Below are 21,367 nucleotides of genomic sequence, written 5' to 3' on the forward strand. Positions count from 1 at the left end.
ACTAAACCCCTTTTCCAGCGATGAGGCCCTGTGGCCGAAATTTGATGAAGACAATGGCGAGCACGAAGACGAGGACGTCGGCGACGACGGGCGCCATCACCCATGGCAGCGCGGCGCTGAGGGTGCCGATGACGCCGGCGCCCGCCACCGGTCCGATGAAGGAGCCGACGCCGCCGACCATCACCGCGACAAAGCCCTGGATCAGGAAGCGCAGGCCGAGATCGGCGTACAGGCTGAACACCGGCACGATCAGCGCACCGGCAAGGCCGGCGAGCGCGGAGCCGAACGCGAACGTGGCGCCGTACATCAGGGGCGTGGAAATGCCTGAGGCCCGCGCCAGCGAGGGATTTTCCAGCGTGGCGCGCATGCGCAGGCCAAAACTCGTGCGCGACAGCAGGAGGTAGCAGCCCGCCATCACCAGCAGCGTGATGACGATGATGGTGAAGCGCCAGGCCGAGATGTGCATGGCGCCGATATCGATCGAGCCGCCGATCGGCTCGGGCACGGTGAGATAGAAGCCGCCGATCAGGCCGCGCACGGCTTCGCGGATGATCAGGCCGAGCGCATAGGTGCCGAGCATCGCCACGATCGGCGCGGCGTAGAAGCGGCGGATGATCAGCGCCTCCAGCACGAAGCCGAGCGCACCGACCACGAAGGGCGCCGCGACCATGCCGGCCCAGATCGGCAGGCCCTTGGCGTAGGCGAGGTAGGTGATGTAGGCCCCGAGCAGGACGAACTCTCCTTGGGCGAAGTTGAAGATGCCCATCATGCTGGCGATGATTCCGAGCCCCAGCACGATCAGGACGATGATCGCGCCGAAGCTCAGGATCTCGAACGCCGCGACGAACGCGTTAGCCATGCGATGGGTTCTTGCTTTGACGCGTTTTCTCGACGCGAACCGGTATCCACTTCGCTCGAAAACGCTCTGGTCTTCCGTCCGTCTGCATGAATGCCCCTCTCACATCTTCTTCCAGTCGCCGATCTGCTCGAAGGCATGCGCGGCGCGGTAGATGGTTGATTCCTCGAACATGCGGCCGACCAGCATCAGGCCGACCGGCAGGCCGTCGACCATGCCGCAGGGCAGCGACATCGCGGGATGATGGGTGATGTCGAACGGCGCGGTGTTGGCGATCATCTCCAGCGCGCGGGCGACATAATCCTCGCGGCTGGCGGTGGGCTCCGGCAGCTTCGTCGCCTTCATCGGTGTGGTCGGCAGCAGCAGCAGGTCGTATTCGCCGAACGCCTTGTCATAGGCCGCGGTCAGGCGACGCGAGATGTTGAGCGCCTTGCCGTAGTAGCGGGGACCGAAGCTGTTGTTGATGTAGGTCCCGAGCAGCAGGAACAGTTTTGTCGTCTCCGACAGCGAATCCGCCTGCCGGCGCCAGCCGCGATGGAAGTCCATCAGCGAGGTCGAGTAGAGATCGGAGCGGGACAGGCCGTAGCCGTCGCCGTACATCATGGTCTGGGTCATGCCCTCGGTGCCGATCGGCGTCCAGATCGCGGGGCCGACCATGTGCATGGGGATCGAGACCGTCTCGACGGTGGCGCCGAGATCCTTGAAGCGCTTGGCCGCCTCGCGAACGCTTTCGTTGACGGCGGCTTCCGCGGTCGGCTGCTCAAAACCTTCCTTGAGGATACCGATCTTCATGCCCTTGACGCCCTGGCCGAGCGCCTTGGTGTACTCCTCGACCTTCGGCGCCTTGATGCGGGGATCGTAGCCGTCGTCGCCGGCGAGCACTTCGAGCAGCAGCGCATTGTCGGCGACGGTCGCCGTCATCGGGCCGGTGTGATCGACGAAGATCTCGATCGGCATGATGCCGGTGTAGGGGACGAGGCCCCAGGTCGGCTTCATGCCGTAGGTGCCGCAGAACGAGGACGGCATGCGGATCGAGCCGCCCTGGTCGCCGCCGATCGCCATGTCGACCTCGCCGAGCGCGACCACGACGCCGGAACCGGAGGACGAGCCGCCGGCCGAATAGCCCATCTTGTGCGGATTGTGCACGGCACCGACCGCACCGGTGTGGCTGCCGCCGGACATGCAGAAGGATTCGCAATGCACCTTGCCGGCGATCTCGGCGCCGGCATCGAGCATGCGCGTGACGATGGTGGCGTCGAAATCGGGGACATAGCCTTCGAGCGTCGCCGAACCGTTCATCATGGGCACGCCGGCGAGCATGATGTTGTCCTTCAGCGCGACGGTCTTGCCCTTGAGCTTGCCGCTCGCCGCACCCTTCACGGTCGACTTGCGGTACCAGGCGTTGCGCGGGTTCTCCTCGGGCGAGGGCCGGTAGCCCGGCGTGCGGGGATATTTGACCTCCGGCAGTTCGTCCGGCATCGCGCCGACGAGATTATAGGCTTCGATCGAGCCCTGCATCAGGCCCCGGAACGAGGCGACATCATCGTCGGTCAGCGAAAGGCCGCACTGCTTGGCGACGTCAAGAAGTTGGGCAGGCGTGGGAAGGACAACTGTCACGGCGCTCTCCTGAAGTTTCTTGGTACGGTCCCTGCGCACGGCCGCGATTGGCGCGACGCGCGCAGCGGCCCGGCTGAAACATTCAAAACGGAAATATTTTCCTTTTCAAGTATTATTTTGAAATGCGGCTGTCCGGATCGCCGCGGCAAGCTCAGACCGGCTTGATCAGCTTGAAGTCGAGGCCGTCGGCCTCCGCGAGATACATCTGCATGCGAGCGTGGCCGTTGCGAACGACGACCGGTCCGCGCGCGCCGCCGTAAACGATGTTGCGGCCCGCCGCGAGCATGGGCGCCATCGACAGCGAACCTGCCTTCTTCGCCACGGCTTCGAGGAAACGCAGGCCTTCGTAGCTGGACTGGCCAAGCGAGCCGATCGGCGGGGCATTCGGCCCGAACATCGCGCGATAGCGGATCTGGAAGTCGTCATTGGCCCGCGAGCCGATACCGGAGAAATAGCCGGATGCGCAGAACAGGTTCTCGCTGTTGTCGGCGCCGATGCCGAGCAGCACGGTCTCGTCCATGGCCCCCGCCAGCCGCAGCGTCGTGGCGCCGAGGCCGCATTCGCCGAACGCGCGATTGAAGGTGATGCTATCGGTGCCGATCAGCGAGATCAGCACGACATCGGGCCTCGCGGCACGGATGCGCGCCAGATGCGGCTCGTGATTGTCCTCGCCGAGCGGAACGAACTCCTCGCCGACGACGTGGCCGCCGGTTTCCTTGATGTAGTTCTTCACGGCGCGGTGCGATTGCCAGGGCCAGACATAGTCGCTGCCGATCAGGTACCAGCGCTGCGCCTTCTTGACGTCGGCAAGCCAGTGGATCGACGGCCGGCTCTGCCAGCGCGGCGTCTCGCCGATCGCCATCACGCCGGGCGTGCGCTCGCCGCCCTCGTAGACGGGGGTATAGATATAGGGGATGCGGTGGCGCGTGGTGACGTTACGCAAGCCGACGCGGATGGCGCTGGTGTGCAGCCCGACGATGAGATCGACCTCGTCGGAAGCGATCGCCTGCTCGGCGCGGTTCAAGACCTCATCGAGCGGTCCGCCGGCGTCGTAGATCGAAAGCTCGATCTCGCGGCCAAGGATGCCGCCCCGCTTGTTGATCTCGGCGACGGCAAGCTGCGCGCTGTTTGTCGCGCAGGGGCCCCAGACTCCGGGCGATCCGGTGCAGCAGATGAAGCCGCCGATATGCAGCTTGTTCGCGCCACGCCGCCTGAAGAAGGCGTGATCGCTCGGCGACAACGCGCCGTCAGCCGCCGATGACGACAGATTCCTGAGCAGCATGGACGGCGGCAACGCCGGGCCGCCCTGAGCCGGGAAGTTTACCGTCGCGCGCACGCCAACTCCTGTCTGGCACCAGACTTGAAAGCACATTCAGCAGGCGGCCGCGGCATCCGCCCTTTTGTTGGGCAATATCCTATTTTGAAAATATTGAATATTCAACAATTGAAGTGCATATAGATGCAGCATTGATTGCAAGACATTCACTCATTTGGGTCAAGACGAAGTCTTAGCCGTGGCAAAACCGAACTCCCCGATCACCGAACACCTCGCCTACCTGCTCGCGCAAGCAAACCGGGAGATCAACCGGCAACTCGAACTGCGGTTGAGCAAGGAAGGCGTGCCCGTCGAACAGTGGCGCATCCTCAAGGTTCTCTCCGATGGCAGCGGCCATTCGATGGGCGAGCTTGCGGACGCCGTGCTGCTCAATCATCCGACGCTGACCAAGATGATCGACCGCATGGTCTCCGACACGCTGGTCTATCGCGTGCAGGACCCGAACGACCGCCGCAAGGTTTTGATGTTCATCTCCGACCGCGGCAAGGTGCTGTGCAGGAAGCTCAACTCGCTCGCGGTGGACCAGGAGGAGCACATCCTGGAAAGCTACGGCGACAAATCGACGAGCGAGCTCAAGCGGCTGCTGGAGAGCTTGATCGATAGTTCGAATTGAGCGTTGGCTTGGCGCGCTCTCGCAACACTTCATCTCGTGAGGACGTGGCGCAAATCGCGACACACTCAGCCGTCATCGCCCGCGAAAGCGGGCGATCCAGTATTCCAGAGACGTCAGTGATTCAACCGAGAGGCCGCGGCGTACTGGGTCGCCCGGTCGAGCCGGGCGACGACAGTGGAGCGTGAGGCACGAATATCGCGTCTCACGCGCGCATGACAGCGGAGCTGGCGGCTAGGCGTACCGCCCGTGGCAGTGCTTGTACTTCTTACCGCTGCCGCACGGGCAATCCTCGTTGCGGCCGACCTTGCCCCAGCTCGCCGGGTTCTTCGGATCGCGCAGCGCGGCGTCGGAAGCCTGCGCTCCGAGCGTGACGCTGGCGAGCGCCATTTCGTCCTCGCCGGTGTTCGGGTCGAACTTGTGCGCTTCCATCGCCGGCAGCACCGGGGCTTCCTGCTCCGGCGGGACGATCTCGACGCGCATCAGCTGCGCCGTGACGGCCTCGCGCAAGTGAGCGCTCATCTCCTGGAAGAGATTGAAGGCCTCGGTCTTGTACTCCTGCAACGGATCGCGCTGGCCGTAACCGCGCAGGCCGATGACCTGGCGCAGATGGTCGAGCATGATCAGATGCTCGCGCCAGAGATGGTCGAGCGTCTGGAGCAAAATGGTCTTCTCGACGTAACGCATCACGTCGGGACCCCACTGCGCGACCTTGGCCGCCATGTGCTCGTCGGCCTTGGTCTCGATGCGCGACAGCAGCTCCTCGTCGGCGATGCCCTCTTCCTTGGCCCAGTCGTCGACCGGCAGGTCGAGATCGAGCACGCGCTTCAGCTCGTCCTTCAGGCCGGCCACGTCCCACTGCTCGGCATAGGCATGCTCGGGCACGTGCTTGGCGACGAGATCGTCGATGAAGGCGTGGCGCATGTCGGAGATCGTCTCGGCGACGCTCTCGTCCTTCATCAGGTCGACGCGCTGGTCGAAGATCACCTTGCGCTGGTCGTTCTGGACGTTATCGAACTTGAGCAGGTTCTTGCGGATGTCGAAGTTGCGCGCCTCGACCTTCTGCTGCGCCTTCTCGAGCGCCTTGTTGATCCAGGGATGGATGATCGCCTCGCCTTCCTTGAGGCCGAGACGCTGCAGCATGCTGTCGAGGCGATCCGAGCCGAAGATGCGCATCAGATCGTCTTCCAGCGACAGGAAGAACTTCGAGCGGCCGGGGTCGCCCTGACGGCCGGAACGGCCGCGGAGCTGGTTGTCGATGCGGCGGGATTCGTGACGCTCGGACCCCATGATGTAGAGGCCGCCGGGCTTCTTCACGGTCTTGGCGGGCTTGCTACCCTTCGCCGGCTCGATCTCCACCTCTTCCTCGGCCTTCAGCACGATATCGCGGAAGTGTTCGATGTCGGCCTTGATCTGCGCGATCTTCTTCGCCTTCTCGGCCTCGTCCTCGATGCCGGCAGTCTCCTGCTGGATCCGCATCTCGAGCGAGCCGCCGAGCTTGATGTCGGTACCGCGGCCGGCCATGTTGGTCGCGATCGTGATCGCGCCGGGCACGCCGGCTTCCGCGACGATATAGGCTTCCTGCTCGTGGAAGCGCGCATTCAGCACCGCGAACAGTTTTGCCGGCTTGCCGGCGCGGGCCGCTGTGTACAGCTTCTGCATCGAGTTTTCGTTGCCGAAATCGATCTGCCGGTAGCCGTGCTTCTTGAGGTATTCGGCGATCACTTCCGATTTTTCGATCGAGGCGGTGCCGACCAGCACCGGCTGCAGCCGCGCATTGGCGCGCTCGATCTCGGCCAGGATCGCGGCGTATTTCTCGTTCTGGGTGCGATAGACCTCGTCGTCCTCGTCCAGACGGGCGACCGCCAGATTGGTCGGGATTTCCACGACCTCGAGCTTGTAGATGTCGAACAATTCGTCGGCTTCGGTCAGCGCCGTGCCGGTCATGCCGGCGAGCTTCTCGTACATCCGGAAGTAATTCTGGAAGGTGATCGAGGCCAGCGTCTGGTTTTCCGGCTGGACCGTGACGTGCTCCTTGGCTTCCAGCGCCTGGTGCAGGCCTTCCGAATAGCGGCGGCCGGCCATCATGCGTCCGGTGAACTCGTCGATGATGACGACCTCGTCGTCGCGGACGATGTAGTCCTTGTCGCGCGTGAACAGCGTGTGGGCGCGCAGCGCCTGATTGATGTGGTGCACGACGGAGACGTTCTCGACGTCGTAGAGCGACTCGCCCTTGAGCTGGCCGGCGTCGCGCAGCAAGGTCTCGATCTTCTCCATGCCGCCTTCGGTCAGCGTCACCGTGCGCTGCTTCTCGTCGACCTCGTAATCGGTCTTGTCGAGCTTGGGCAGGAAGCTGTCGATGGTGTTGTAGAAGTCCGAACGGTCGTCGAGCGGGCCGGAGATGATCAGCGGCGTGCGCGCTTCGTCGATCAGGATGGAGTCGACTTCGTCGACGATGGCGTAGAAGTGCGGCCGCTGGACCATGTCCTCGAGCCGGTACTTCATGTTGTCGCGCAGATAGTCGAAGCCGTATTCGTTGTTGGTGCCGTAGGTGATGTCGCAGGCATAGGCCGCCTTGCGCTCGGCATCGTCCAGGCCGTGCACGATCACGCCGGTGGTCATGCCGAGGAAGCCGTAGATCTGGCCCATCCAGCCGGAGTCGCGGCGGGCGAGGTAGTCGTTGACGGTGACGACGTGGACGCCCTTGCCCGCGAGCGCGTTGAGGTACACCGCGAGCGTTGCGACCAGCGTCTTGCCCTCGCCGGTCTTCATCTCGGCGATGTCGCCCTCGTGCAGCACGATGCCGCCGATCAGCTGCACATCGAAATGCCGCTGGCCAAGCGTGCGCTTGGCGGCTTCGCGCACGGTGGCGAAGGCCGGCACCAGCAGGTCGTCGAGCGTCTTGCCCTCGGCGAGCTGCTTCTTGAATTCGCCGGTGCGGGCCTTCAGCGCCTCGTCGGAGAGTTTCGAGACCTCCGGCTCCAGCGCGTTGATCGCGTTGACGCGGGACTGATATCCCTTCACCCGCCGGTCGTTGGCGGAGCCGAAAAACTTGCGGGCGAGCGCGCCGATCATGCCTAGTTCCTGTGTTCGCGATTCAACCGCGTTGCAGCCAAGAAGTTGTCACCCCCCTGCCTATCAACTCACCGTGACGCCTGATGGCGTCAGAGCCCGGACTGCGGGGGGTCATCCGCCATATGGGTGGGAATTGGGCAAGTCTGGGTTCAACGGCCAAAAACGCAGCAAAATAAACGCCATCGCCATGGTCGCGACCGGGCAGAGATATGGCCCGGTCAGGGCCTTGTCAACGGCGGGCGCATTGCGGCTAATTCATCATTTTGACAGACTTTTCGCGTTGCCAAGGCCCCCTGAATTAGGCGAGTGTCCGCCCGCTTCGAGCAGCCCCCTGCTTCAACAAAAGGATTTTCCATGACCACCTCGTTCCCGGTAACCAAAACCGGCCTGCGCTTCGGCCTCGCCACCGCCCTCGTGGGCTGCCTTGCGCTGGCGCTGATCGCGGGTCCCGGCCGGGCTGCCGACGACCCGGTGCTGGCGAAGGTCAATGGCGCGGAAATCAAGAAGAGCGACGTCGCCATGGCCGAGGAGGAACTCGGGCCGAGCCTCGCCCAGATGGACCCGGCGACCAAGGACGAGAACGTCCTGTCCTTCCTGATCGACATGAAGATCGTCAGCAAGGCTGCCGAAGACAAGAAGGTCGCCGACAGCGAGGAGTTCAAGAAGCGCCTGGCGTTCGCCCGCAACCGCCTGCTGATGGATAGCCTGCTCGCCAATGAGGGCAAGGCCGCCACCACCCCCGACGCCATGAAGAAGGTCTACGAGGAGGCCTCCAAGCAGATCACCGGTGAGCAGGAGGTGCGCGCCCGCCACATCCTGGTCGAGACCGAGGACGAGGCCAAGGCGGTGAAGGCCGAGCTCGACAAGGGCGCCGATTTCGCCGAGCTCGCCAAGAAGAAGTCCAAGGATCCGGGCTCTGCCGATGGCGGCGACCTCGGCTTCTTCACCAAGGAGCAGATGGTGCCGGAATTCTCGGCCGTGGCCTTCGCGCTGGAGCCGGGCAAGATCTCCGATCCCGTGAAGTCGCAGTTCGGCTGGCACATCATCAAGGTCGAGGAAAAGCGCAGCCGCAAGGCGCCGGACTTCGAGCAGGTCAAGGCCCAGATCGAGAACTATGTCACCCGCAAGGCGCAGGCCGACTTTGTCGCCAAGCTCCGCGCTGAAGCCAAGGTCGAGCGGCTGGACCAGCCGGCGGCGGATGCCAAGCCGGATGCCAAGCCGGCCGACCCTGCCAAGCCGGCCGACAGCAAGATGGCGCCCCCCGCGAAGAAGTAAGAATTCGCTGTCACTTCACGGACGCCAATAGTATCTAACGTCGCAATGGCCGGGCAAATGCCCGGCCATCTGCATATCCAGACCTCACCAAGGCGCCCCGATGTCCTCCTCCGTCTCCCCGCTCGCCCCCAAAACCGTCCCCGACATGCCCGTGATCGCGGGCGTCCGCCTTGCGACGGCCGAAGCCGGCATCCGCTACAAGAACCGCACCGACGTGCTGCTGGCGGTGATGGACAAGGGCACCGCGGTCGCGGGCGTCTTCACCAGGTCGAAATGCCCCTCCGCGCCGGTGGAATGGTGCCGCGCCAAGCTGAAGGGCGGCAAGGCGCGCGCGCTGGTGGTGAACTCCGGCAATGCCAATGCCTTCACCGGCAAGACCGGCCGCAGCTCCACCGCGCTGACCGCGAAGATCGCGGCCAAGGCGGTCGGATGCAGCGAAAGCGAGATCTTCCTGGCCTCGACCGGCGTGATCGGCGAGCCGCTGGACGCGACCAAGTTCGACGGTGTGCTCGGCCGGCTGGCCGAGGCTGCCGAGCCCGGTGACTATCTCGCCGCGGCCAAGGCGATCATGACCACCGATACGTTCCCGAAGGTCGCGACCGCGACGGTGAAGCTCGGCAAGGCCAAGGTCACCATCAACGGGATGGCCAAGGGCGCCGGCATGATCGCCCCCGACATGGCGACGATGCTGTCCTTCATCTTCACCGACGCGCCGATCGCGCCCGGCGCGCTGCAAGCCTTGCTCAAGAGCGGCGTCGAGGACACCTTCAACGCGGTGACGATCGACGGCGACACCTCGACCTCGGATACGCTGCTGGCCTTCGCCACCGGCGCCGCCGCCGAGCACGGCGCACCAAAGATCAGCCGCGCCAGCGACCCCCGCCTGAAGGCCTTCGTCAAGGCCTTCAACCAGGTGCTCGCCAACCTCTCCGAGCAGGTCGCCCGCGACGGCGAAGGCGCCCGCAAGCTGGTCGAGATCACCGTGGAAGGCGCCAAGACCAAGGCGTCGGCGCGCAAGATCGCGATGTCGATTGCGAACTCGCCGCTGGTCAAGACCGCGATCGCCGGCGAGGACGCCAATTGGGGCCGCGTGGTGATGGCGGTCGGCAAGGCTGGCGAGCCGGCCGATCGCGACAAGCTCTCGATCTCCTTCAACGGCATCCGCGTCGCCAAGAGCGGCGCGCGCGATCCGTCCTATGACGAGACGCAGGTGTCGGAGGCGATGAAGGCGCCGGAGATCGCGATCAAGGTCTCGCTCGGCCTCGGCAAGGGCCGCGACCGCGTGCTGACCTGCGACCTGACGAAGGAGTATGTCGCAATCAACGGGGATTACAGGTCTTAAACCGAACGCCGATGGCCGATCTCAAACTGACACTGGTGGTGGCCTGCGCGCTTGTCGACGCCGACAAGCGCGTCCTGATCGCGCAGCGCCCCGAGGGCAAGACGCTGGCGGGCCTCTGGGAGTTTCCAGGCGGCAAGCTCGAGCCCGGCGAGCGGCCGGAGCAGAGCCTGATCCGCGAGCTGCATGAAGAGCTCGGCATCACCGTCGCCGAACCGTGCCTGGCACCGCTGACCTTTGCGAGCTATGGCTACGAGACCTTTCATCTGCTGATGCCGCTTTACATCTGCCGGCGCTGGGAGGGGATGGTCAGCCCACGCGAAGGCCAGACCCTGGCCTGGGTCCGCGCCAACAAGCTGCGCGACTATCCGATGCCGCCCGCGGACATCCCGCTGATCCCGCATTTGATTGACTTGCTGATGTGAAGCGCTGTGTTCCGGACACAGCGCAGCGCGTTGGGGACACGCCTCACTCTTTCCCCGCCTTCTTCACCGCCTCCGCCAGGCTCGCTTTCGCCGATCCCGGCTTCAGCGGCTGCTGCTGGCTTGCATGCGGGGCCCAGCCGGACAGCCAGATGATGTCGAAGGTCGCACGGATGCGGCCGTCGGCATCCGCAAAGCGTTCGGCATAGATTTCGGCCATCCGCAGCAGCGTCGCGCGACGCGTCGGTATGCGCCGCCGCTCGATCAGCACATTGGCCGCGCCCATGCGGCGGAGATCCTGCATCAGCGCGAACACATTGGCGTAGCGCACCACGACGCGGTCGACATCGGTGACCGGCAGCGCAAAGCCCGCCCGCTGCAACAGCGCGCCGATGTCGCGCAAATCCGCGAACGGGGCCACGCGCGGCGAAACGCCGCCCTCGCATTCGGCCTCCGCTGCGGCAAAGGCCTGGCGCAACTCGGTGAGGCTGTCGCCGCCGATCATCGCGGCGAGCAGCAGCCCGTCCGGCTTCAGCGCACGCCGCACCTGCGCGAGCACCCCCGGCAGGTCGTTCACGAATTGCAGCGCCAGCGCCGAGACGACAAGGTCGAGACTTTCGGCCGTGAAGGGAAGTTTCTCCGCTCCCGTCGCGTCGAGCGCGATCCGCGCGATGGACGGAAGCCGCTTGCGCAGGCCAGCAAGTGCGTCACCGGGCGTCCAGAGATCGGCCGGCGCGTGAAATTCGCGCATCACCGCGGCCAGCCGGTCGGACATGTCCTCGGCAACACGATCGAGCAGGAAGGTCACCTGACCCTGCGCCTGCGCGCGCCGCTGCCGCGCCTTCAGCAACGCGCGATCGAACAAGGCGGGCGGGGTTTGCGGGGTCTGAGCCATGCCGCTGGTTACGCCGATCGCTACGGTTCTGGCAATCCAGTGCGTGCGGCGCTAGCCTCCCCGCATGGAATCCGACGCCGCCCCCACCCGTTCCATCGCCGCACCGCTGCGGGCCGCATGGACGGCCGGCCGCCACGTGCTGACGCGGGCGGCACGGCTCGCGCTCGACATTGCGCTGCCGACGCTGTGCGTGTCGTGCCGCGAGCCGGTCGATGGCGAGGGTGTCTGCGCGGCGTGCTGGGCGCGGCTCTCGTTCATCGAGCGGCCCTATTGCCCGCGCCTCGGCATTCCCTTTGTTTACGATCCCGGCCCCGAGATGCTGTCGATGGAGGCGATCGCGAGCCCGCCGGCCTACCAGCGCGCGCGCGCAGCGGTGCGCTATGACGACGTCGCGCGCACGCTGGTGCATGCGCTGAAATACCAGGACCGTACTGATCTGGCGCCAGCCATGGGCCGCTGGATGGCGCGGGCGGGTGGCGAGTTGCTGACCCAGGCCGACATGCTGGTGCCCGTTCCCTTGCATTGGCGCCGAGCGTGGCGCCGCCGCTACAACCAGTCCGGGGCGCTGGCGCGCATCATCGCGCGGCAGAGCGGTGTCAGGGTGCGCGGCGAAGTGCTGCGCAGGGTGCGCGCGACCGAGCAGCAGATCGGCCTGTCGCGGGCCCAGCGCGCCACCAATGTGCAGGGTGCATTCCAGGTATCTCCCGACCGTCAGGCGGAAATCCAGGGCCGCCGCATCGTCCTGATCGACGATGTCCTGACCTCGGGGGCGACGCTGGACGCCTGTGCGCGGGCCCTGCTCCGTGCCAAGGCGGCGCAGGTGGACGTGCTGGTCTTCGCCCGGGTTGTCGAGAGCGGCCCCCGTCCCATATAGTTCAATGAATTCATGACATGAGAGCGCCAGACGACATGACCGCTGCTGTCGAGATCTACACCAGGCCGGGCTGTGGCTATTGTTCCGCCGCCAAATCGCTGCTGACCCGCAAGAAGGCGACCTTCACGGAGTTCGACATCGCCAAGAACCCGTCCTGGCGCGAAGAGATGTATGACCGCGCCGGCGGCGGCTCGACCTTCCCGCAGATCTGGATCGGCGGAACTCATATTGGCGGCTGCGACGACCTCTACGCGCTCGATCGCGAGGGCAAGCTCGACGGCATGCTCGACAACGAGAAGGCGGTGTCATGAGCGACAACAGGACCTTCACCGCCGCGATGGTGCAGATGCGCACCGGCCTGACGCCCGGGCCGAGCCTCGAGCAGGCCAGCAGGCTGATCCGGCAGGCTGCCGCCAATGGCGCCGACTACGTGCAGACGCCCGAAGTCAGCAACATGATGCAGCTCAACCGCAAGGCGCTGTTCGAACACCTCCAGAGCGAAGAGAACGACTCCTCGCTGAAGGCCTATCGCGCGCTGGCGGCGGAACTCGGGATTCACATCCATGTCGGCTCGCTGGCGCTGCGCTTCTCGGACGAAAAGGCGGTCAACCGCTCGTTCCTGATCGGGCCCGAGGGCAATGTGCTCGCAAGCTACGACAAGATCCACATGTTCGACATCGAGTTGCCGGACGGCGAGAGCTATCGCGAATCCGCCAACTACCAGCCGGGCGAGACCGCCGTGATCTCCGACCTGCCCTGGGGCCGCGTCGGGCTGACGATCTGCTACGACGTGCGCTTCCCGGCGCTCTACCGTGCGCTGGCCGAAAGCGGCGCGTCCTTCATCACGGTGCCGTCCGCCTTCACCCGCAAGACCGGTGAAGCGCACTGGCATATCCTGCTGCGCTCCCGCGCGATCGAGACCGGCTGCTTCATCTTCGCCGCCGCGCAGGCAGGCACCCATGAGAACAAGCGCGAGACCTATGGCCATTCGCTGATCATCGATCCCTGGGGCGAGATCCTCGCCGAGGGCGATGTCGAGCCCGGCATCATCATGGCCAGTATCGACCCGGCCAAGGTCGAGACCGCGCGCCGCGCGATCCCCTCGCTGCAGCACGGCCGCCGCTTCGGCGTCGCCGACCCCAAGGCCGGACCGGACCATCTGCACCTCGTGCGGGGATCGGCATGATCCGCTACGCGCTCCACTGCGACCGCAACCACGCCTTCGAGAGCTGGTTCCAGAGCTCGTCGGCCTACGATTCGCAGGTGAAGCGCAAGCTGGTGACCTGCCCGATCTGCGGCTCGGCCAAGGTCGACAAGGCGATCATGGCGCCGCGCATCGTTGGCAAGAAGGGCCGCGGGCGCGCCACGCCGCCGCCGGAGCCGGCCACGACCGCCGCGCCTGAAGCTGCGCAGCCCGGATCGACCTCGCTGATGATGGCGCAGGAACGCGAGCTTCGCACCAAGCTGAAGGAATTGCGCGATCACATCGTCAAGAACGCCGACAATGTCGGCGAACGCTTCGCCAACGAAGCCCGCGCGATGCATTACGGCGACAAGGAGCACCGCCCGATCTATGGCGAGGCCTCGCCCGACGAGGCAAAGTCGCTGATCGACGAAGGCATCGAGGTGTCCCCGCTGCCGACGCTGCCGGAAGACCGGAACTGACGCGCGAAGCGCGTCAGACTCCCACCAGCAACGCAACCCCAAGAACGATCAGCGCGATGCCAAAGATCTCGCGCGGCGCGATCGGCTGCTTGAACGAGTAATACGCCACGGCCTGCGCGAACAGCACCTCGATCAGGGCGAGCGTGCGGACATTCGCCGCTGCCGTCAGCGCGAACGCCAGAAACCAGAATTGCGAGGCGAAGGCGCCCATGAAGCCGGCAAGCAGCGACGGCTTCCATAATCCCAGGATCGACCGAAGCACTTTTGGTGCGCGCCAGAGCAGATAGATGGTCAGGATCAGCGTCTGCACGAACAGCCCGAGCACCAGCGTGAACGACGCCGAGGTCACGAAGGAGACGCCGGGAACGTTGATGATCGCACCGCGGAAACCGACCGCGGACAGCGCAAACGCCGCCGCGGCAACGAGGCCGGTGATCGTCGGCTTCAACTCGGCAAAACTCTTCTCGCCGCCCGGCCGCAGCGCGGTGATGACGACGCCGATTGTCGCAATCACGATCGCCAGCACCTTCAGCCAGGTGAGGTGATCGCCGAGGAAGACGAAACCGAAGATCGCGGTCTGGATCGCCTCGGTCTTCAGGTACGCCGTCGTCACCACGAAGGAGCGGTCGTTCATGGCGAGCAGCATCAGCCCGGTGGCGACGATCTGGCTAAGCGCGCCAAGCAGCAACCATGGCCAGAACACGGTCGGCGGCATGCCGAGATGATCGCCGGTCGCGACCAGCACCACGCCCAGAAACAGCACCGAGAACGGGAAGCCGAACAGGAAACGGATATTGGTCGCGCCCCAGGTCCCCAGCGGCTTCGTCAGCGACCGCTGCATCGCGTTGCGCGCGACCTGCCCGAGCGCGGCAATGACGGTGAAGGGAATCCAGAGGCTGGCGATGGTGAGCATGGGGGTGGGAGCTGTAGGAGGAGAAGCCGTAGCCAACCTGCCGCTAGCGGCGAGGCAGGTCAATCACGCCCAGATCATAGGAGCGATGCTCACGCCTCGCGTAGCCCCTCACACCATCCCTTCCGCCACGACCATGTAGTTCACGTCCATATCCGACGAGAGGGTCCATTTGTCGGCGAAGGGTGAGTAGACGACGCCGGTCTGCTCGGTGATGACGAGGCGGTTGTCGAGGAGATATTTCGTCAGCTCGTCGGGGGTGACGAACTTGTTCCATTCGTGGGTGCCGCGCGGCAGCCAGCGCAGGACGTATTCGGCGCCGACGATGGCGAGCGCGAAGCTCTTCCAGTTCCGGTTCAGCGTCGAGACCACCATCAAGCCATTCGGCTTCAGCATTGCCGCGCAGCGCTTCAGGAAGACGCCGACGTCGACGACATGCTCGACCACCTCCATTGCCAGCACGATGTCGAAGCGCTCGCGCGGGTCGATCTCCTCCACCGTGGTGCAGCGGTAGTCGATCGCGAGATGGCTCCTGTCGGCATGCAGCTTTGCGGCGGCGATGTTGCTCACCGAAGGATCGACGCCGATAACCTGGGCACCGAGGCGCGACAGCGGCTCGCACAACAGGCCGGCGCCGCAGCCGATATCGAGCAGGCGCAGGCCGCCGAGGCAGTTGAGGCTGCGCACATTGCGCTCGAACTTGCGGCAGGCGGCGTCGCGGATGTAGCCGAGCCGCAGCGGGTTGATCCGGTGCAGCGGCGCCATCTTGCCGTTGGGGTCCCACCATTCGGCCGAGAGTTTCGAGAATTTCGCGATCTCGGCGGCGTCGACGGTCGAGCCCGGCTGCGGGCTTGCGGTTGCGGAAGTATTTTGCTGCATGCTCATGATTAGGCGCGGTCCTACCGCGTGGTGATCGAACTACGGAAGGCGAGCGGCGAGTCGACGGTGGTGATCTTTTCGATCCCTTCGCCAACGCCGCGAATCGTCACGTCGCCGTAGTTGAGAATACGTCCAAGAATCGACTGGTTGACATCAACGCTCTCGACCTTGTCCAGCGCCATCTCGAACGTGCGGCGCTTGATGAACCCGGTCTTGTGCACAACCCTGAGGTTGGTGACGTCGGTCTCGGTGGTGAAGCGGTGGAACCAGCCCTTCACGGTCCAGTACAGGGCCGCCAGCGCCACGACGCCCGCGGCGATGAGGCATAGCACCGTGAGGCCATCGACCGTGGCCTGCCGCGACAGGACGAAAAAGGCCAAGGCCACGATCCAGGCTACGATAGCCGGAAAGTAGAAGATCCAGTGCGCGTTGGTCGAATACAGCACCCGCTCGCCCGGTTGCAGGATCTCGTCGATATAACGCGCCATGATCTCGGTTAACCCATCCCCCCAAGCCTGACCCCAAACCTGCCCCCGCAGGAACCCGCTTGCCCCCGGCCCCGCCGCTATGTATACGCGCGGTCGGTATCCGCCGGCACCCGTCCGGTGCGGGTCACCATACTGATCCTTATGAGGGAATGCACGCGTCGTCATGAGCCGCCTCGTGATGAAATTCGGCGGCACGTCCGTCGCCAACATCGAACGAATCCGCAACGTCGCACGCCATGTGAAGCGTGAGGTCGACGCCGGCCATGAAGTGGCCGTGGTCGTCTCGGCGATGTCCGGCAAAACCAACGAGCTGGTGGCCTGGTGCACCGAGGCCTCGCCGATGCATGACGCGCGCGAATACGACGCCGTCGTCGCCTCCGGCGAACAGGTGACGTCCGGCCTGCTCGCCATCGTGCTTCAGGGCATGGGCATCCAGGCCCGCTCCTGGCAGGGCTGGCAGATCCCGATCAAGACCAGCGACGCCCATGCCTCGGCCCGGATCGAGGACATCGACGGCAGCGAGATCATCAAGCGCTTCCAGGATCGCAAGGAAGTCGCTGTCATCGCCGGCTTCCAGGGCATCAATCCCGAAACGAATCGCATCACCACGCTCGGCCGCGGCGGCTCCGACACCTCGGCCGTGGCCATCGCCGCCGCCGTCAAGGCGGACCGCTGCGACATCTACACCGATGTCGACGGTGTCTACACCACCGACCCGCGAATCGTGCCGAAGGCCCGCCGCCTCGACAAGATCGCGTTCGAAGACATGCTGGAACTGGCTTCCCAGGGCGCAAAAGTGCTCCAGGTCCGCTCGGTGGAACTCGGCATGGTCCACAACATGCCGATCTTCGTCCGCTCGAGCTTCGACAAGCCCGAGGATATCGACCCGCATGCCAACCAGCCGCCCGGCACGCTGATCTGCAGCGAGGAGGAGATCATGGAAAGCCACGTCGTCACCGGTATCGCCTTTTCGAAGGACGAGGCCCAGATCTCGGTGCGCCAGATCGAGGACAAGCCCGGCGTGGCAGCCTCGATCTTCGGCCCGCTGGCGGAGGCCAACATCAACGTCGACATGATCGTGCAGAACGTCTCCGAGGACGGCAAAACCACCGATCTCACGTTCACGGTGCCGGCGGCCGACTATACCCGCGCCAAGGACACGATCACGGCCGCCAAGGGCAAGATCGGCTATGCCCGGCTCGACACCGCCACCGACGTCGCCAAGATCTCGGTGATCGGCAGCGGCATGCGCAGCCATGCCGGCGTTGCTGCCCAGGCGTTCTCGGCCCTCGCCGGACGGAATATCAACATCCGGGCCATTACAACCTCCGAGATCAAATTCTCGGTTTTGATCGACACCGCCTATACCGAGCTTGCGGTGCGCACCCTGCACACACTCTACGGCCTCGATCAGGCCTAGACGAATTTTCTCTTAGCGGTCGCAGCAAACGCGAAGGTGTACACACCTTCGCGTTTGGCAGGCGTTTTGCTTGGCAAAACAAGCCTCAATTCGCTATACGGCGAACAGGGTGGGCTGCCGCAGACTGTGTCCCAGTTCAGGCGGCGCTGATTCGGCGCAATCGCTAAATCTCGAGTAGATTTGGGTTTGTGCCTGCGCCGGACGAACAATTTGGTTGTTTTTCTGGAATTTTAGGCCAGCCGCCGGCCGATACCGCCGGGCCAGGCAGACGAAGGAGATTGACGGTTCATGCGGAGCGCGTCGGGAGGTCCCCGCGTCTTGTTGAGACGGCTCCGCGAAACCATGGCGGAGCAGGTCTCGGCCCAGGAGCGGCTGGACAAGATCGTGGTGCTGATCGCCGCCAACATGGTGGCCGAAGTGTGCTCGGTCTATGTGCTGCGCATCGACAACACGCTCGAACTCTACGCCACCGAGGGCCTCAACCGCGAGGCGGTGCACCACACCGTGCTGAGCGCCCATGAGGGGCTGGTCGGCCTCGTCGCCAGCGAGGCGACCCCGCTCAATCTGAGCGACGCGCAAAGCCACCCGGCCTTCTCGTTCCGCCCGGAGACCGGCGAAGAAATCTACCACTCCTTCCTCGGCGTGCCGATCCTGCGCGCCGGCAACACGCTCGGCGTGCTGGTGGTGCAGAACCGCGCCAAGCGCAACTATGTCGAGGAGGAGCTCGAGGCGCTCCAGACCACCGCGATGGTGCTGGCGGAGCTGATCGCCTCCGGCGAATTGTCTGCGCTGGCGCAGCCGGGCCAGGAGCCGGCCGCACGCCATTCGGCGCAGAAGGTCGGCGCGATCCTCTCGGAAGGCATTGCGCTCGGCCATGTCGTGCTGCACGAGCCGCGCGTCGTCATCAAGGACTACATCGCCGAGGACCTGCCGAAGGAGATCAAGCGGCTCGACACCGCGCTCGCCAAGCTGCGCGCCGATCTCGACCGCATGCTGGAGCGCGGCGACGTCGCCGAGGGCGGCGAGCACCGCGAGGTGCTGGAAGCCTACCGCATGTTCGCCAACGACCAGGGCTGGTCGCACAAGCTGCATGAGGCTGTCGCCACCGGCCTCACCGCGGAAGCCGCCGTCGAGCGCGTGCAGTCCGACACCCGCGCGCGCATGCTGCGCTCGACCGACCCTTATCTGCGCGACCGGTTGCACGATCTCGAGGATCTCGGCTACCGCCTGATGCGGCAGCTTGTCGGCCAGGATCATGCGCCGTCGCGCGAGCAACTGCCCGACAACGCCATCGTCATCGCGCGCGCGATGGGCCCGGCGGCGCTGCTCGACTACGACCGCAAGCGCCTGCGCGGCATTGTGCTGGAGGAAGGCACCGCCAACTCCCACGTCTCGATCGTGGCCCGCGCGCTCGGCATTCCCGCCGTCGGCGAAGTCCCGAACGCGCCGGGCATCGCCGATCCCGGCGACGCCATCATCGTCGACGGCACCTCGGGCTCGATTTATGTGCGGCCCTCGCAGGAAGTCGAAGCGGCCTTCGCCGAGCGCGTGCGCTTCCGCGCCCGCCGCCAGGCGCAATATCTGGCGCTGCGCGACCTCCCCTGCGTCACCAGGGACGGCCAGAAGGTCGAGCTGATGATCAATGCAGGGTTGGCGATCGACCTGCCGCATATCGAGGACACCGGCAGCGCCGGCATCGGCCTGTTCCGCACCGAGCTGCAATTCATGGTCGGCCAGAGCCTGCCACGCACCAGCGACCAGCTCGCGCTCTATCGCACGGTGCTCGATGCCGCCGGCACCAAGCCCGTCACCTTCCGGACCCTCGACATCGGCGGCGACAAGGCGCTGCCCTATATGGAAGCCGTGATCGAGGAGAATCCCGCGCTCGGCTGGCGCGCGATCCGGCTCGGCCTCGATCGCCCCGGCCTGCTGCGCGGCCAGATCCGAGCACTCTTGCGCGCCGGCGGCGGCCGCGCACTGCGCATCATGTTCCCGATGATCTCGGAGGTCGCCGAGTTCGACTCGGCGAAGGCGCTGGTTGAGCGCGAGCTCACTTATTTGCGCCAGCACGGCCACACGCTGCCGGAGCGGATCGACATCGGCACCATGGTCGAGGTACCCGCCCTGCTCTACCAGCTCGACGAGCTCCTCAAGAAGGTCGACTTCATATCGGTCGGCTCCAACGATCTGTTCCAGTTCCTGTTCGCGGTCGATCGCGGCAATGCCAAGGTGTCCGAGCGCTTCGACACCATGTCGGCGCCGATCCTGCGCGTGCTGCGCGAGATCGCGCGCAAGTCCAACGCCGCACAGAAGTCGCTGTCGCTCTGCGGCGAGATGGCCTCCAAGCCGATCGGCGCGCTGGCGCTGATCGCGATGGGCTATCGCTCGCTGTCGCTCTCGGCGACCGCGCTCGGCCCGGTCAAGGCGATGGTGATCGACCTCGATGCCAAGAAGGCCGAAGCGGTGCTCGGCCCCTTGCTGGACGCGCCCACCGGCAGCGTCTCGATCCGGCAGAAGCTGACGGAATTTGCCGAGGCCGAAGGCCTGGCGTTGTAGCGGGCCTGTCGCCCCTTCCCGCCGCCTCGCCTCTTTCCGCCATTTGAGACCAAACCGATGTCGTCACTCCCTGAAGCCAAACTGGACGTCCTGCTCGCGCATCACGCCTCGCTCGAGGCCGAATCGCTCGGCCAACTCGCCTCCGAACGCTATGTGCAGATCACGCGTGAACTCGCGGAGCTCACGCCGCTGATCGAGGCGGTGAAGACGTATCGCTCTGCGGTCAAAGAGTTGGCCGATACCGAGGCGCTGATCGCCGATCCCGCGACGGATGCCGAGATGCGCGGCATGGCAGAAGCCGAGCGCGACGAGCTGACGCCCAAGATCGATGAGCTGGTCCAGAAGATCCGCGTCGCGCTGCTGCCCAAGGACGCCATGGACGACCGCAACGTGGTGCTGGAAATCCGCGCCGGCACCGGCGGCGACGAGGCCTCGCTGTTCGCCGGCGATCTGTTCCGGATGTACGAGCGCTTCGCCAGCCTGCAGGGCTGGAAGGTCGAGGTGATCTCGGCCAGCGAAGGTACTGTCGGCGGCTACAAGGAAATCATCGCCGAGGTGCAGGGCCGCGGCGCGTTCTCGAAACTGAAATTCGAATCCGGCGTGCATCGCGTGCAGCGCGTGCCCGACACCGAGACGCAGGGACGCATCCACACCTCTGCGGCGACGGTCGCCGTGCTGCCGGAGGTCGAGGACGTCGACGTCGAGATCAAGAACGACGATCTGCGCATCGAGACCATGCGCGCGCAGGGCGCCGGCGGCCAGCACGTCAACAAGACGGAATCGGCGATCCGCATCACCCACATCCCGACCGGTATCGTGGTGATGATGCAGGACAGCCGCTCGCAGCACAAGAACCGCGCCTCCGCCATGAACATCCTGCGCTCGCGCATCTACGATGCCGAGCGCCAGCGCGTCGATGCCGCCCGCTCGGCCGAGCGCAAGGAGAAGGTCGGCTCCGGCGACCGCAGCGAGCGCATCCGCACCTATAATTTCCCGCAAGGACGCGTCACCGATCATCGCATCAATCTGACGCTCTACAAGCTGCCGCAGGTGATCGCCGGCGAAGCGCTGGGCGAGCTGACCGATGCCCTGACCACCGAGCACCAGGCCGCGCAGCTCGCCGCCCAAGGCGCGGCGGCTTGAACACTGC

The 21,367-nt window shown here is 65.3% G+C and carries 19 protein-coding genes; 11 read left to right on the forward strand and 8 right to left on the reverse strand.

The features are described 5' to 3' along the window. Position 1 precedes the first annotated feature (1 nt). From JQ627_RS19595 to JQ627_RS19605, 3 genes are all read right to left on the reverse strand, one after another. On the reverse strand, positions 2-859 hold the full coding sequence (locus JQ627_RS19595; RefSeq protein ID WP_212485778.1) for a branched-chain amino acid ABC transporter permease: 858 nt from the start codon (positions 857-859) through the stop codon (positions 2-4). 99 nt (positions 860-958) lie between these two features. Further along, positions 959-2,473 (reverse strand): amidase, encoded by a 1,515-nt coding sequence (locus tag JQ627_RS19600; protein ID WP_212485779.1) that lies wholly within the window; start codon positions 2,471-2,473, stop codon positions 959-961. Positions 2,474-2,624: 151 nt separating this feature from the next. Beyond that, a complete protein-coding gene (locus JQ627_RS19605) occupies positions 2,625-3,809 on the reverse strand; it encodes a substrate-binding domain-containing protein (RefSeq protein WP_212485780.1) in 1,185 nt (394 codons plus the stop codon). Positions 3,810-3,987: 178 nt separating this feature from the next. Between JQ627_RS19605 and JQ627_RS19610 the strand changes: the two genes are divergently transcribed. Next, a complete protein-coding gene (locus tag JQ627_RS19610; RefSeq protein ID WP_212485781.1) occupies positions 3,988-4,422 on the forward strand; it encodes a MarR family transcriptional regulator in 435 nt (144 codons plus the stop codon). A gap of 231 nt (positions 4,423-4,653) precedes the next feature. Here the strand turns inward: JQ627_RS19610 and secA are convergent, their stop codons facing one another. Next, positions 4,654-7,494: a preprotein translocase subunit SecA gene (secA, locus tag JQ627_RS19615; RefSeq protein ID WP_212485782.1), complete on the reverse strand. Its 2,841-nt coding sequence runs from the start codon at positions 7,492-7,494 to the stop codon at positions 4,654-4,656. A gap of 354 nt (positions 7,495-7,848) precedes the next feature. On the opposite strand from secA, the gene JQ627_RS19620 reads away from it, so the two are divergent. The 3 genes from JQ627_RS19620 to JQ627_RS19630 all read left to right on the forward strand — a co-directional run bounded on the left by JQ627_RS19620 (position 7,849) and on the right by JQ627_RS19630 (position 10,533). After that, positions 7,849-8,769: a peptidylprolyl isomerase gene (locus JQ627_RS19620; protein ID WP_212485783.1), complete on the forward strand. Its 921-nt coding sequence runs from the start codon at positions 7,849-7,851 to the stop codon at positions 8,767-8,769. Positions 8,770-8,869: 100 nt separating this feature from the next. Next, complete coding sequence (argJ, locus tag JQ627_RS19625) at positions 8,870-10,111, forward strand: bifunctional glutamate N-acetyltransferase/amino-acid acetyltransferase ArgJ (protein ID WP_212485784.1); 1,242 nt, start codon at positions 8,870-8,872, stop codon at positions 10,109-10,111. An 11-nt stretch (positions 10,112-10,122) separates the two neighbouring features. Further along, entirely contained in the window at positions 10,123-10,533 is a 411-nt protein-coding gene (locus tag JQ627_RS19630; protein WP_212485785.1) for a (deoxy)nucleoside triphosphate pyrophosphohydrolase, read from the forward strand. Positions 10,534-10,576: 43 nt separating this feature from the next. Here the strand turns inward: JQ627_RS19630 and JQ627_RS19635 are convergent, their stop codons facing one another. Further along, positions 10,577-11,425, reverse strand: coding sequence for a methyltransferase domain-containing protein (locus tag JQ627_RS19635; RefSeq protein ID WP_212485786.1), 849 nt, complete (start codon positions 11,423-11,425; stop codon positions 10,577-10,579). Positions 11,426-11,489: 64 nt separating this feature from the next. Between JQ627_RS19635 and JQ627_RS19640 the strand changes: the two genes are divergently transcribed. From JQ627_RS19640 to JQ627_RS19655, 4 genes are read left to right on the forward strand one after another with little or no spacing between them, the layout of a single operon-like run. Then, complete coding sequence (locus JQ627_RS19640) at positions 11,490-12,299, forward strand: ComF family protein (protein ID WP_212485787.1); 810 nt, start codon at positions 11,490-11,492, stop codon at positions 12,297-12,299. Between the two features lie 35 nt (positions 12,300-12,334). After that, positions 12,335-12,610 carry a glutaredoxin 3 gene (gene grxC / locus JQ627_RS19645; protein WP_212485788.1) on the forward strand — a complete coding sequence of 92 codons (276 nt, stop codon included), beginning with the start codon at positions 12,335-12,337 and terminating at the stop codon, positions 12,608-12,610. Continuing rightward, positions 12,607-13,485: a carbon-nitrogen hydrolase family protein gene (locus JQ627_RS19650; protein ID WP_212485789.1), complete on the forward strand. Its 879-nt coding sequence runs from the start codon at positions 12,607-12,609 to the stop codon at positions 13,483-13,485. The genes grxC and JQ627_RS19650 overlap by 4 nt, the downstream gene beginning before the upstream one ends. After that, positions 13,482-13,964, forward strand: coding sequence for a DUF1178 family protein (locus JQ627_RS19655; protein WP_212485790.1), 483 nt, complete (start codon positions 13,482-13,484; stop codon positions 13,962-13,964). The genes JQ627_RS19650 and JQ627_RS19655 overlap by 4 nt, the downstream gene beginning before the upstream one ends. A 13-nt stretch (positions 13,965-13,977) precedes the next feature. On the opposite strand, the gene JQ627_RS19660 is transcribed toward JQ627_RS19655, so the two are convergent. The 3 genes from JQ627_RS19660 to JQ627_RS19670 all read right to left on the reverse strand — a co-directional run bounded on the left by JQ627_RS19660 (position 13,978) and on the right by JQ627_RS19670 (position 16,241). Next, entirely contained in the window at positions 13,978-14,877 is a 900-nt protein-coding gene (locus JQ627_RS19660) for an EamA family transporter (RefSeq protein WP_212485791.1), read from the reverse strand. 108 nt (positions 14,878-14,985) lie between these two features. Next, on the reverse strand, positions 14,986-15,759 hold the full coding sequence (gene ubiG, locus JQ627_RS19665; protein WP_212485792.1) for a bifunctional 2-polyprenyl-6-hydroxyphenol methylase/3-demethylubiquinol 3-O-methyltransferase UbiG: 774 nt from the start codon (positions 15,757-15,759) through the stop codon (positions 14,986-14,988). Between the two features lie 14 nt (positions 15,760-15,773). Then, positions 15,774-16,241: a PH domain-containing protein gene (locus JQ627_RS19670; RefSeq protein WP_212485793.1), complete on the reverse strand. Its 468-nt coding sequence runs from the start codon at positions 16,239-16,241 to the stop codon at positions 15,774-15,776. A gap of 163 nt (positions 16,242-16,404) precedes the next feature. Between JQ627_RS19670 and JQ627_RS19675 the strand changes: the two genes are divergently transcribed. The 3 genes from JQ627_RS19675 (at position 16,405) to prfA (ending at position 21,360) form a co-directional block, all read left to right on the forward strand. Further along, positions 16,405-17,661, forward strand: a complete 1,257-nt coding sequence (locus JQ627_RS19675; RefSeq protein ID WP_212485794.1) for an aspartate kinase — start codon at positions 16,405-16,407, stop codon at positions 17,659-17,661. 288 nt (positions 17,662-17,949) lie between these two features. Next, the gene (gene ptsP, locus JQ627_RS19680; RefSeq protein ID WP_212485795.1) at positions 17,950-20,217 is read left to right on the forward strand and encodes a phosphoenolpyruvate--protein phosphotransferase; all 2,268 of its coding nucleotides are present in this window, start codon (positions 17,950-17,952) and stop codon (positions 20,215-20,217) included. 57 nt (positions 20,218-20,274) lie between these two features. Then, positions 20,275-21,360, forward strand: a complete 1,086-nt coding sequence (gene prfA, locus JQ627_RS19685) for a peptide chain release factor 1 (RefSeq protein WP_212485796.1) — start codon at positions 20,275-20,277, stop codon at positions 21,358-21,360. Positions 21,361-21,367: the final 7 nt, after the last annotated feature.

It is taken from the genome of Bradyrhizobium liaoningense (assembly GCF_018130785.1).
Taxonomy (GTDB): Bacteria; Pseudomonadota; Alphaproteobacteria; order Rhizobiales; family Xanthobacteraceae; genus Bradyrhizobium; species Bradyrhizobium liaoningense_A.